Origin of the sequence: Dyadobacter sp. CY327 (assembly GCF_021390415.1) — a bacterium.
Taxonomy (GTDB): Bacteria; Bacteroidota; Bacteroidia; order Cytophagales; family Spirosomataceae; genus Dyadobacter; species Dyadobacter chenhuakuii.
The window spans coordinates 211,040-223,966 of sequence record NZ_JAJUXJ010000004.1 but is presented as its reverse complement, the minus strand read 5'-3'; the positions used below and the strand labels follow the sequence as shown (position 1 = coordinate 223,966).

13 protein-coding genes are annotated in these 12,927 nt (G+C 44.8%); 9 read left to right on the top strand and 4 right to left on the bottom strand.

Annotated features, from left to right (window positions below):
- Window positions 1–170 precede the first annotated feature (170 nt).
- Window positions 171–629, top strand: coding sequence for a hypothetical protein (locus LZG74_RS12555; RefSeq protein WP_026631615.1), 459 nt, complete (start codon window positions 171–173; stop codon window positions 627–629).
- 67 nt (window positions 630–696) lie between these two features.
- On the opposite strand, the gene ctlX is transcribed toward LZG74_RS12555, so the two are convergent.
- A complete protein-coding gene (gene ctlX / locus LZG74_RS12550; protein ID WP_233796920.1) occupies window positions 697–1,653 on the bottom strand; it encodes a citrulline utilization hydrolase CtlX in 957 nt (318 codons plus the stop codon).
- A 65-nt stretch (window positions 1,654–1,718) separates the two neighbouring features.
- On the bottom strand, window positions 1,719–3,179 hold the full coding sequence (locus tag LZG74_RS12545) for an arginine deiminase family protein (RefSeq protein WP_233796919.1): 1,461 nt from the start codon (window positions 3,177–3,179) through the stop codon (window positions 1,719–1,721).
- Window positions 3,180–3,437: 258 nt separating this feature from the next.
- Here LZG74_RS12545 and sufC point away from each other — a divergent pair, with 258 nt between their 5' ends.
- The 8 genes from sufC to LZG74_RS12505 all read left to right on the top strand — a co-directional run bounded on the left by sufC (window position 3,438) and on the right by LZG74_RS12505 (window position 9,781).
- Window positions 3,438–4,196, top strand: coding sequence for a Fe-S cluster assembly ATPase SufC (gene sufC / locus LZG74_RS12540; protein WP_026631612.1), 759 nt, complete (start codon window positions 3,438–3,440; stop codon window positions 4,194–4,196).
- Window positions 4,197–4,256: 60 nt separating this feature from the next.
- Window positions 4,257–5,576 (top strand): Fe-S cluster assembly protein SufD, encoded by a 1,320-nt coding sequence (gene sufD, locus LZG74_RS12535; protein WP_233796918.1) that lies wholly within the window; start codon window positions 4,257–4,259, stop codon window positions 5,574–5,576.
- An 84-nt stretch (window positions 5,577–5,660) separates the two neighbouring features.
- Window positions 5,661–6,887, top strand: a complete 1,227-nt coding sequence (locus LZG74_RS12530) for a cysteine desulfurase (RefSeq protein WP_233796917.1) — start codon at window positions 5,661–5,663, stop codon at window positions 6,885–6,887.
- A gap of 47 nt (window positions 6,888–6,934) precedes the next feature.
- On the top strand, window positions 6,935–7,315 hold the full coding sequence (locus tag LZG74_RS12525) for a DUF5618 family protein (protein ID WP_233796916.1): 381 nt from the start codon (window positions 6,935–6,937) through the stop codon (window positions 7,313–7,315).
- Window positions 7,316–7,328: 13 nt separating this feature from the next.
- A complete protein-coding gene (locus LZG74_RS12520) occupies window positions 7,329–7,763 on the top strand; it encodes a SufE family protein (RefSeq protein WP_233796915.1) in 435 nt (144 codons plus the stop codon).
- A gap of 24 nt (window positions 7,764–7,787) precedes the next feature.
- Entirely contained in the window at window positions 7,788–8,099 is a 312-nt protein-coding gene (locus LZG74_RS12515) for an SUF system Fe-S cluster assembly protein (protein WP_026631607.1), read from the top strand.
- A gap of 52 nt (window positions 8,100–8,151) precedes the next feature.
- Window positions 8,152–8,580 carry a BrxA/BrxB family bacilliredoxin gene (locus LZG74_RS12510; RefSeq protein WP_026631606.1) on the top strand — a complete coding sequence of 143 codons (429 nt, stop codon included), beginning with the start codon at window positions 8,152–8,154 and terminating at the stop codon, window positions 8,578–8,580.
- Between the two features lie 91 nt (window positions 8,581–8,671).
- A complete protein-coding gene (locus tag LZG74_RS12505; RefSeq protein WP_233796914.1) occupies window positions 8,672–9,781 on the top strand; it encodes a VWA domain-containing protein in 1,110 nt (369 codons plus the stop codon).
- 3 nt (window positions 9,782–9,784) lie between these two features.
- Here LZG74_RS12505 and LZG74_RS12500 read toward each other — a convergent pair whose 3' ends face one another.
- The gene (locus LZG74_RS12500) at window positions 9,785–12,262 is read right to left on the bottom strand and encodes a PIG-L family deacetylase (RefSeq protein WP_233796913.1); all 2,478 of its coding nucleotides are present in this window, start codon (window positions 12,260–12,262) and stop codon (window positions 9,785–9,787) included.
- 30 nt (window positions 12,263–12,292) lie between these two features.
- The gene (locus LZG74_RS12495) at window positions 12,293–12,919 is read right to left on the bottom strand and encodes a 4'-phosphopantetheinyl transferase superfamily protein (protein WP_233796912.1); all 627 of its coding nucleotides are present in this window, start codon (window positions 12,917–12,919) and stop codon (window positions 12,293–12,295) included.
- Window positions 12,920–12,927: the final 8 nt, after the last annotated feature.

Genomic DNA, 12,927 nt, shown 5'->3' with positions numbered 1-12,927 from the left:
ACCTTATCCTTTTGAAGAAACACGAGGTTCTGGCCAAACGGTTAGGACTGTGAGCATAAAATTCTACAACCCATAGGCTCAATCGCGTATAGTGGTCTGGTAAGATTTTTGATATGTAATTTTTGGAATGGACGATCATTCTTTTTTCAAATAATTTAAAACACCCAATTATGAAAAAGATCACCTTAATGGTTGCTGCAATGATGACCATGGGCATGCTGAGCCTAACCAGCTGTTCCGAAAAAACAAAAGACTCTGCTAACGAGACCGTTGAAGAGGCAAAAGAAGATATGGATGATAATGTAGCCGAAGCAAAATCGGATATCAAAGACGCAGGCAATGATTTCGAGGCGAAAGTGAAAGAGGATAAAGAATCGTTGAAAGCAGATATAGATGAGGCTGTTGCGAAATTAGACAAGAAGATAGAAGACGCGGACGCCAAAATGGAAAAAGCCACTGACAAGGAAAAAGCGAAGTGGAGAGACCGCAAGAAAGAACTGAACGAAGAAAAAGAGGATTTGCAAGCTTCCTGGAAAGATGCTCAGAACGAAACTGCTGACAAATGGGATGCATTTAAAGCAGAAACAAAAGAAAAAATCGCAAAAGCGAAAGCCGATATTAGGGATTAATTGTTTTATGAGGGTTACAAATTACAAAAATGCTCCCGATGAGGAGCATTTTTGTTTTATAGTGACTTCATTTTCTCGGAAGATGAATTTCCGTCATCATACAGCGCGCCGAACCTCCGCCGTTGCCCTCAATAACACCAAGATCAGTATGTAAAATACGTGCATAGTCGCTCAATGCCTGCCGCTGGTGGCTGGTAAGCGAATCGTAGGCTTGCGTGGACATGATCAAAAACTTGTCTTGCTTGGTATTTCGTACCATTAACATGTTCCCCGCAAAATGCCGCACCTGATCAAATGATATTTCAATAATGTATTTTTTTGTTTCTTCGAGCGCCGCCCTTACCATCTGTCGCTCGTCCGGATTTTTGATGGCTTCCAGGCAAACCACCGCAAACACATCACCTACGCACATGATCACATTGGTGTGGTACACAGGCTTGTCATTTTCATCCGAAGCCGAAAATGCAACAATTTCGTATCCCAGTGCATCCGCAAAGGCTTCCAGAACCTCCGGATGCGTGCGAGGAGACAGGCAGGCATAAGCAATTTTATAACGGCGGTCCAGCACCATGCTGCCAGTCCCTTCGAGAAATTTTCCCTGCTCTTCGAAATAAGAAAGGTCTACGATTTCTTCAATTTTAAAATCTTCCCTCAATCGCTCGATAATGTCCAGTCTGCGTTCCGCGCGGCGGTTTTCGGCCATCATTGGGTACAGAACCACTTTTCCGCTTTGGTGAAAAGACACCCAGTTGTTGGAAAAAACAGCGTCTGGCCTCAGAATGTCCTCATTATCATCAAAAATATGGAGATCGATGCCCGCTTTTTTCAGCTGATCGATCATCAGGTCAAATTCTTCCTTTGCCAGGTCGCCGGCGGTTTCCTGTGTGTTTTGCGCAAATGCTTTTTGCTGAAACTCGTTGCTTTCCGCAGTTTCTGCATTAAAGCCAAATTGAACCGGCCTGATCATCATGATCCGGGAGGTCGATTGAGGCTGGATCTGGGCGGATGATGTGATTACGCGCATAGGAGTGTTGGGAATGAATGTCTACTGCAATTTACAACCGAAACGCCGCGATTACAATATAAAATTTACCGGCCCGCGCTACGCAAAATGGGCATACTCATGCAATGCGAGCCGCCCCGTGCACGTGAAAGTTCAGCGGATGGAAGCGTGATGAAAGTATCTGTTAAGGTTTCCACCGACAGCTCATCGTCTTCCAATTTTTGTATCAAATCCTTAGCACTTATCACCTGATAACCGTGCTTCCGGAATGCATCCAGTGTTTTATCATTTCTATCGTAACCCACAACAACGCCGTCTTTTAATGCTAACAGATTGCAGGAATCCGTCCATTGCTCTCGCTCGCCGTAAGGGAATTCGTTATCGCCCGAATAAATGAATCTGACAGGTTCCGTAACACCCAGATCATTGACGCTGATTGATGTAAGCAGATCTTCCAGGTTTTCTATCTCAGTCGGATTGTGTTCCTGGCCTTTTACAAATTGCAAGATCCTGAATTCCTTATTTGTATCCTGCGGGGCAAAAAAATGAAGCACATCCTGTTTTTTTGCTTCATCACCTAAGCGCGCCAGCGAGCCCAGCAACACCCAGACATTTTTTTTGACTTGCGTAAAAATCGTGTCAATATGCATGTAATCCCGCTTTTTGGGGATTTTTACGATGGTAATGGTGGTCACGACATTTTTTTCGAACAACAATTTCATTACCTGCTGCGCGGCATAAAGCGAAGTCCGTTCACTGCAACCGATCACCAAATGGTTAGGCGCCACCATCATTACATCGCCGCCTTCGAGCGTGCAGCGGTGGTAATCGCTCGCTTTCTCATCATCCGGCAGCAAAAAGTGACGTTCATTTTCGGGTATTTCAATGATGCGGCTTTTAATGTCGGCAAACATCGGGTGATAAAAGAAAACAAACTGCGCAAGTATCGATTCCCTTGTCCTCGCATTTTTAGCTGGTTTGTTCAACAAAATATGATCATTGATCACAATGCCGATATCCCGCATGAAGATGAGGTTGGGCAGTGGGGCAAAAAGCATTCGTTTATCGGAATAGGAGCCGGAAATGAAGATTTTGGCCAGCTCGTGCGGATCATACTGGTTGAGCTCTTCCTGCGTATGGTAGGAACATCGTTCAATGCCGCAAATCGCCGCTGTGAGTTTGACACGAACCTCACCATTTTCCAGAGTTTCCCCCAGCAGTTTTTGAATGTCAACTACACAGTCGGAATCGAAGTATTTTTCAGAACCGGGGATGAAAAATGAGCGGGTAGGGTCATTGTCAATGTCGGCCAGTTTTCCCTTGATTTTTTCCGGGTCGAGGAAGTAAAGCAGCAGTTTTACATAGTAGTCATATTCGCCCCGACGCATCGTGTCCAGGTGAACGATATCTTCAAAAAGCCAATCCTGCGCTTTGCTGGGCACAACTTTACCGAGGCCGCGGTCGGGGCTGTGGATCAGGAGGCGTTTTAATGTGCCGGTTTCGGAAGCCACGTTTATGGCCGTGCCGGCGGTGATTTCTGTATGCATAAATGATTTCTGGACGTGTGTTGTGCGCAAAGTAAATGTTTCTTTTCCAATTAAAAACCGGCCTACGGCGTATGTGCTTACAGGCAGGGTTTTAACACTAGAAATATCCAAATCCGGGGAACAAGGCGCCCTTTAAAAAGGTTGTACATTATATGCAGGATATAACTGCACACATTTACCGCTATTTTCTTTTACGCCCAAAGCGTGTTACTTTTGCGGTAAATTTACCACGAACTGTATTTTAAGTATAAATAAGTTATGCTCTCTATTAATGACTTGCGTGCCTCGATTGAAGGTAAGGAAATATTAAAAGGCATCAACCTGGAAGTTAAGCCAGGTGAAGTGCATGCGATTATGGGACCTAATGGGTCTGGTAAAAGCACTTTGGCATCTGTTCTGGCTGGAAGAGAGGAATATGAAGTTACTGGCGGCTCGGTAGTTTTTGACGGAAAAGATATCCTTGAAATGGCGCCTGAGCACAGAGCTGCGGAAGGTATTTTTCTTGCATTCCAATATCCTGTTGAAATTCCTGGTGTTACCACCATCAATTTCCTGAAAACTGCTGTAAATGAAATCCGTAAATATAGAGGCGAAAGCCCGCTGGACGCTGCACAATTCCTTAAAATGGTGCGTGAAAAGGCGAAGTTGGTAAGCATGAACGATTCGTTACTGAAACGTGCTTTGAATGAAGGATTTTCGGGCGGTGAGAAAAAACGCAACGAAATTTTCCAGATGGCCGTGCTTGAACCTAAACTGGCTATCCTCGACGAAACCGATTCTGGTTTGGATATTGATGCATTGCGCATTGTGTCAGAAGGTGTTAATTCATTGCGTTCTCCTGAGCGTGCAACCATCGTGGTTACGCATTATCAGCGTCTTCTGGACTATATTGTTCCTGATTATGTACACGTGCTTTACAGAGGCAGGATTGTGAAATCCGGTCCTAAGGAGCTGGCGCTGGAATTGGAAGAAAAAGGTTACGACTGGATCAAAGCGGAAGTAGAAGCCGTTGGTTAAGAATACATTAGGGACTACACCTGAGCACTCTTAACATTTAAAGTAACAACTGATACATCAATGAGTACCGAAACAATAGATTTAAAAACCAGGCTGGTCGCGGATTTTCATGCCCGCGAGTCCGTAATGAATGGGGAGGCTTCATCGGCTTTTCACCAGAAAAAACGAGCAGCACTGGCTGAATTCGATAAGTTGGGTTTCCCGACAACCAGAAACGAGGAGTGGAAATATTCCAATGTAAAGGATCTGATCAGCGTTTCTTATAATTTTAATGCAGGCGGCTCGCTTGAACTGGCTGATCTGGAAGATTTGAAGATTCCGGCACAGGTTGCGAACATTATCTATTTTGTAAACGGACATTATAACGCCGAGCTGTCCCGCATCATTTCATCTCAGGATCAGATCACGATCAGCTCACTTTCGGAAGCTTATAAAAGCAAGCCTGCTTTGGTCAATTCTTACTTTAATGAGTTGGTAAAAGATCAGGATGATGCTTTTACTGCGCTGAACACGGCTTTTGCGCAGGACGGCATTTTCATTCACATTGCTGATAATAAAGTAGTGGAGCACCCGGTAATCCTGCGCTTCCTGAGTGACGCGAGAACCGAGCATGTGGGTAGCCAGCCAAGGAACATTATTTCTGTTGGCCGCAATGCACAAGTGAAGCTTGCCGAAGCATTCCGGACTTTGGGAACGCAGCGCTCTTTTACAAATGCAGTTACAGAGATTTACGTTGCAGAGGACGCGAACGTTGAATATTACAAAGTTCAGAACGAAAGCGATAATGCTTATCATATCGGCACAACGCAGGTTCGGATGCTTGACCGCTCGCACTTTTACGCAGGAACGGTTACGCTTAACGGGCGTTTTACCCGTAACAACCTGAACATTATCCTGGATGGGGAGCGTTGCGATGCGCATATGTACGGTCTTTATTTTCCGGACGGAACGCAGCACGTTGATAACCATACAGTTGCAGATCACCGCAAACCCAATTCTGAAAGCAATGAATTGTATAAGGGGATTTTGAGGGATAAATCAAAAGGTGTTTTCAACGGAAAAATATTTGTTCGCGAAGATGCGCAAAAGACCAATGCTTTTCAATCCTGCAAGAACATTGTGCTTTCAACAGAAGCGACAATGAACACGAAGCCGCAGCTTGAAATTTTTGCTGACGACGTGAAATGTTCACATGGAACCACAACCGGGCAGATTGATGAGGAAGCGCTATTTTATATGCGTTCACGCGGCATTTCCAGACCAGAAGCGATGGCGTTGTTAATGTTTGCCTTCTGCGCTGACGTGGTTTCGCAGATCAAAATTGACTCGGTCCGTGAATATCTTGAAAACGTAATTGCTCAGAAACTAGCTTCAAAATAATCGTCTGACATTAATCGGGCTTCATCTTATTGCTACCCAACCTGTCATTATTGGGTTGGGTATTTTTCTTAAATACCTGTCATAATGAGCAACAATCTTGATATAGCATCCATCAGAAGTGACTTTCCGATCCTGAATGAAATTGTGAACGGAAAGCAGCTGGTTTACTTTGATAATGCGGCAACAACGCAGAAACCGCGTCTGGTTTTGGATGCGCTGTCGGGTTATTATGAGCATTATAATGCCAACATTCACAGGGGGATCCATCATTTAGCCGAGAAGGCAACGTCTGCATTTGAGTTGTCGCGCCGCCGCTTGCAGACATTCCTGAATGCGCCGCTTCCTGAGGAAATTATATTTACTTACGGAACCACAGACGGGATCAATCTCGTGGCATCGAGTTACGGCCGCACGTTCCTGAAAGCCGGTGATGAAGTGATCATTTCAACCATGGAACACCATTCCAACATTGTTCCTTGGCAGATGCTTTGCGAGGAAAAGGGTTGTATTTTAAAAGTAATTCCGATCAATGATGAGGGTGAATTGTTGATGGATGAATATGAGAAACTGCTGACAGAACGGACGAAATTTGTGTCTGTCGTGCATGTTTCCAATTCGCTGGGCACCATTAACCCTGTCAAGGAGATCATAGCCAAGGCGCATGCTGTTGGCGCGAAGGTGCTCCTGGACGGCGCGCAGGCGAGCTCGCATTTGCATTTGGACGTTCAGGACCTGGATTGCGACTTTTATTCATTATCCCTGCACAAAATCTACGGCCCGACCGGAATGGGGATTTTGTATGGCAAAAAAGAGTTGCTGGATGCCATGCCTCCTTATCGCGGTGGTGGGGAAATGATTAAAGAAGTGACTTTTGAGAAAACAACATATAATGAACTGCCGTACAAGTTCGAAGCAGGGACGCCTAACATAGCAGACGTTGTGGCCGCGAAGTATGCATTGGATTATGTGGATACATTGGGCAAATCCAACATTGCAGCGCACGAACATAAGTTGCTGGAATACGCAACGGAGGCTGTAAAGGACATTCAAGGATTGAGGATTATCGGTCGGGCAAAGGAAAAAGTGAGTGTGCTTTCGTTCGTAATTGATGGCATCCATCACCAGGATATGGGCGTGTTACTGGACCAGCAGGGCATAGCAGTTCGCACAGGGCATCATTGCACCCAACCACTCATGCGACGCTTCAACATTACCGGAACCACCCGCGCCTCATTTGCTGTTTACAACACGATAGAAGAAATCGATCTTTTGATACAGGGCTTGCACAAAGTGAAAAGAATGCTCGGATAATATCATTAAATTAACCTCCGAATTATAAACCAAACCTATATACACCTATGCCAAATACAGTACAAGAAGCAAAGCGTTACCTGGATAACGCGAAAGAGATTCTAAGAGAGAAAGCGAAGAAAGAGGATGGGTTTTATCAGGATAAAAAATATGTAAAGCTTGCAGGACATGCAGCTTATACGGGTGTGTTGGTGGCGCTGGATAGCTTATTAGGCAAAAAAACCAAAGGCCGCAAGAGTGTAGAATGGTATCAGAATGAGTTGAGTAAGGTTGATAAAAAGGCACTTACAACTTTCAATGATGCCTACGACACATTACATCTGGCGATGAGCTATGATGGCAACCGTTCAGCAAAGTTGTCGGCTGAGGGATTGGAGTTAGCCGAATCGCTGATTAATTGGGTTAGTACGCGAACTGCTGCTGCATAATTTAAAAATACAAATGACCATAAACGAGATACAGGACGAACTAATTTCGGATTTTGAATTGTTTGATGATTGGGAGAGTAAGTACGAGTATATTATAGATCTCGGAAAGCAGTTCCCGCCATTGGAAGAGCAATATAAGACTGAGGATAACATTATCAAGGGCTGCCAATCCCGCGTGTGGCTGAATGCTTACATGGATGGCGATTTGCTGAAATTTGAAGCGGATAGCGATGCAATTATTGTTCGCGGACTGGTCAGCATGCTTGTGAAAGTTTTGTCAGGACATACGCCGAAGGAAATCGCCAGTGCGGACCTTTATTTCATGGAACGCATTGGATTACACCAGCATCTTGCGCAAACCCGGTCAAACGGCCTTGCGTCAATGTTGAAACAAATGAAGGCTTATGGTGTGGCTTTTCAGGCAAGTTCTTTTAATACAGCGAATTAATTCAGATCAGTAAATTTATATAAAATGTCAGAGTCAGAATTAAGGGAAGAAGTTGTTAAGGCCATTAAGACTGTGTACGATCCGGAGATTCCGGTGGATGTGTATGAGTTGGGGCTGATTTACGATTTGAAAATCTTCCCTGTCAATAACGTATTTGTTTCCATGACTTTGACGTCGCCTTCATGCCCGTCTGCAGGAACATTGCCAGGCGAAGTAGAACAGAAGATCCGTGAAGTGGAAGGGGTGAATGATGTAAGTCTTGAACTGACATTTGATCCTCCTTATACAACAGAAATGATGTCGGAAGAAGCAAAACTTGAACTTGGGTTCATGTAGTTTCCGGCTGAGAAGAATATAATTTTATCATAAACTTTAATTTTTAGAAAATATGTATCCACCACAATTAGTGGCTCCGATGAAAGCTGAACTGGTTAATGTTGGTTTTCAGGATTTGACAACGGCTGAGGAAGTTGACAATTTTATGCAAACCACGAAAGGAACAGCTCTGGTTGTGATCAATTCTGTTTGCGGATGTGCGGCTGGTGCTGCCCGCCCGGGTGTAACAGCAGCTTTGTCACGCAGCGAAATTAAGCCTGATCATTTGGCAACCGTTTTTGCAGGAGCTGATCTGGAAGCAGTCGCTAAAATGCGCGAATATACATTGCCATATCCTCCGTCTTCACCGGCAGTAGCGCTTTTCAAAGATGGTGAATTGATCCATTTTGTTGAGCGTCATCATATTGAAGGCCGTTCGGCTGAGATGATTGCACAACATTTGCAAATGGCATTTGAAGAGTTCTGCGCAGAAGAAGCGTAGTCTATTAAAATATGAATGAATATGCGGCTACTTTCGATTAAATTTGAAAGTAGCCGTCTCTTTTTCGAGATCTTTTAAGCCCGATTTATATATGCGCGGACATCGTTTTTCAAAATTTATTCCAGCTGAACAAGGCCCAAACAGCAAGTTTGAGCAATTGTTCGACATTTTTCAGCAGTTATTGTTAATGACTTCCGGCGATGTGAGTGAGGCAATGTCATGGCTTAGTGAACTCGACCGTCAATATAATCTGACCAATGATTCGTATGGCATCGGTGATTTCTTCGATGACCTGAAAAAGAAAGGATATATCACGGAAGAGAAGCAGGAGGGTGAGAGCAAGATCATTATGACGCCAAAAGCTGAAAAGAGCATCCGTAAAAGTGCTTTGGACGAGATTTTTGGCAAGTTGAAACGCTCGAAAACGGGCGGAAACCATCACACGCCGCATATGGGCGTCGGCGATGAGCTGAGCAGCGACATTCGACAATTTCAGTTTGGCGACACGCTGGACCAGATCGCAATGACGGAATCCATCAAAAATGCGCAGGTTAACCACGGAATAGGGGATTTTATGCTGATGGAAAATGACCTGGAAGTGGTGGAACGCGAGCAAAAAACGACCACAGCAACCGTCGTAATGATTGATATCAGTCACTCCATGATCTTGTACGGAGAAGACCGCATCACGCCTGCAAAAAAAGTAGCGTTGGCACTGGCCGAGCTCATCAGAAGTAAATACCCAAAGGATTCGCTCGACATTATCGTTTTTGGTAATGACGCCTGGCAGATCCAGATCAAAGATTTGCCTTACCTGGAAGTAGGCCCTTACCATACAAACACAGTGGCGGGTTTGGAGCTTGCTATGGACATTCTTCGCCGGAAAAAAACGCGTAACAAGCAGATTTTCATGATCACGGATGGTAAGCCAACCTGTCTGAAAGAAGGAATCCGTTATTACAAAAATAGCTTCGGCCTCGATCGCAAGATCATTAGCAAAACCCTGACCCTGGCAGCACAATGCAGAAGGCTGAACATTCCCGTGACGACATTCATGATCGCCACGGATCCCTACCTGAAACAATTTGTACAGAATTTCACCCAAGTGAATAATGGGCGTGCCTATTACAGCAACCTGCAAGGCCTGGGCGGATTTGTGCTGGAAGACTTCCAGCGTAACCGCAGAAAAAACGTTAAGTAATGCTTACTTTTTGCCAGCAGAAATCATGTTGGCAAAAAGTCTGTATGCTCCCGTAACGCCTGCCGGAAGCTCCCGGAAAAAGGACAAACCTGTATAAATGTAGTGTCCCTTGCCATATTGAGCATAAAGTACGCTTCCTTCCTTCAAAGTTTCATCTTTGTCATTGGCTGAAAATAATGCCTGGTAATTCTTTTTGTCCCAGGTTTGTGCGAAATAAAGCCCGCGTTCCTGGATCCAGCCATTGAAATCTTTCTCTGTTATCTTGTTGGGATAATTAAGTAATGTGTGTTCAGGCAATAGAAAGCGCATTTCTGCGTCCTCTTCGGCAACGCGGTCTCTTCCCAGTTCCATGTCGTAAGGTCCGATTTGCTTTACTTTTTGTCCACCCGGAATGGTGTATTGAACGACCATCGTGCCGCCGTTCTTAACATAATCCATCAATTTGGATTGGTAATTGGCCAAATAATTCTCCGTATTATAAGCCCTGACGCCCACAACAATGGCATCGTAAATTGCCAGATCCTTCGCCAGACCAGCTTCATTCAACATGGTAACCTGGCAATCCATTTGCCGTAAAGCTGTTGGCACATCATCACCGGCACCGGCAATGTAACCAATGTTCTTGACGGTTGTCTTTACATCGATTTTGGCCAGTTTCGCTTCCGATGTCGGGAAAATCGTCTGACTTGGAATGTGCTGGTAAGCGATGGTTTTAACAGATCTATCAAGCATCCGGCCGTCGACCGTTGCGATTGCTTTTAACTTTACTTCCTGATTATCAGCCGGGGGCGTAACAATGAATGAGAAATATTGCTGCTGATATTTTCCTTTCAAATCAAAACTTGCAGACTCGGGAACAGACTTCCAGCCAGCAGGAATTTCAGGCTTAACCGATCCTTTCACATTTTTCTGCTGTGCTTCAACGACGATGGTAACCGTTTTGGGTTCCATTGATGAGAATATGAAAACGGGCTCTGTAATGGTTGTAGTTACAGCCGGGCGGATTTCAAATGGACGGTAAATCTCACCTTGTGCCGGATCTGTGCTCTTGTAAATCCAAGGCCGCGAAAAGCTGAATTGCTGGCCGCCGATTTCAAATGTAAATCTGGTAACGGTTTCCGGGCGGTTTTCAGGGAATCCAATGTCCTGCTGATTGTCAATTTGGAACAAACCTTTGTCAATCGGCTTTTCCAGCCAGTAGGGTTGGGTAATTTTCAGACTGGCAGGTAAAACCGGGTTCAATGCCATGGAATTCAGCTCGTTATCTTCCAGGGACATGTTTAATGTGCTGTCTTTTTTGTTTCCTGTCCATTGCAGGGAAAGGAGTTTCACAGGATAATCAGATCTTTTGACAACAGACACCTTAACAGAAGCCGTATCGCCTGCAACCTGAGAGAAATCATCCGGATTGGTTTCAAACCAAAGTCCGGCACATTGTAATATTAGCTCTTTAACTTCTTCCTTTTTGGCCTTGATATAAATGTTCGCCGAATCCAGCTTGTTCAGTTCGGCATTGATTTTCAAGAGCTCGGTAACGGATGCGGAAGGCTTGTTTACGGAGAAGTTCTTGATCGCGGTTGAAACCATAGCCTGCACTTTTTCGCTTCCTTTCACGCGTTTCCAAGAAACGTCAATGCCGTCAAACAGGGTTTTTTGTGCTGGTTCGCCCACTTTATGCAGGAAATAATCGATCCTGGCGCCACGCTGAGGTGCACTTCCAAATCCCTGGCTTCTGTGCTGGCTGCGGCTTTCTGCTGCTATTTCTGTGTAAGATTTGCCTAAAATCGGATTGTAACCGCCTATTTCAACGGATATGAAAGGGTTTTTCTCTTCTGTGGGCTGCTTGTTTGTAAAACCAGGCGTGTACGTGTTCCAAACCAGTCTTTTCGCTTGCCATGGTTTTACAAATTTCAGTTGACCGGGGTAGGATTTCGGATCGGCGGCCATGATGAAACCTTGTTCGGCCAGGAATGCGGAAGTTTGGTGATGGCCGTGTCCAGCGCGTGGATCGGGTGGGAAGCGGGTAATGATGACGTCGGGCTGGAACTTGCGGATCATCCAGATCACATCTCCCAGCACTTTGTCCTTATCCCAAAAATTCAATGTTTCTTCGCGTGTTTTGGAAAAACCAAAATCATAAGCCCTTGAAAAAAATTGCTGTGCGCCATCAATGCGGCGTGCAGCGAGCAGCTCCTGCGTCCTGATAACGCCAATGTTATAGCCCTGTTCCGCACCGATCAGGTTTTGCCCGCCGTCGCCTCTCGTTAATGACAAATATCCCGTCCTCACAAGTTGATCTTTGGACAGATAGGAAAGCATCAGCGTGTTTTCATCATCCGGATGCGCGGCAATGTAAAGCACTGAGCCTAAGACGTTCAGTTTCTTAATGTTCTGAAAAATTTCACTTGATGACTGTGAAGGAACCTGTGCGGAAATTTGGAAAGCAATTAATAAAAAGAGGATGGTAAGAACTCGCTGCATATAGGGATTAGGTTTTAAACTTTTGCAAAATCAAATGGTCCAGGCCAGTAAGTAGTCTTCAAATGCGTCATAATGCACTTTGACAGACCTGTTTACATTTTCCTTTTGAATACAAACCTCAATTGTTCCATTTTGGTTGCTCTGAAAAGGATTTGTAATAATATGTTTTTTCAAGTCCAGATCCGCATCGCCTGCATATTTAAATACCGCCTCCTTGGCACACCATATCAGATGCAGCAAAACGTTGTCGTTCAGATCCGTCCACTGCATTTCGGCATCGTTCAGGAAATAATCGGCACCTTTGGAAATAGATGGTTTCATTTGCTGTAAATCCACTCCAACCGGCTTACTATCATGCACGTACACGCAGGCATAGGCACCCGAATGCGACATGGAGAGTTGCCTTGTGCTATCGTTTATATGTGGCTTGCGATTTTCATCATAGACAATGATAGGTTGCATTGGACTCATTTCCTGCAATAAAATGCGGCAGGCCAGCCATTCCTGCTTTCTCCGGTCGGTTTTTTTATCTTCCAGCGCCAGCAATTCCAAGTCGGGGAGGTTAACCATTTCTTTCAGCTCCTGCCAACTTTCCGACATATGCCATAGGCCCAACGTTGAATCATCCGAGATGCTTTTTATGTAACAGATGGCCATTTATTGTT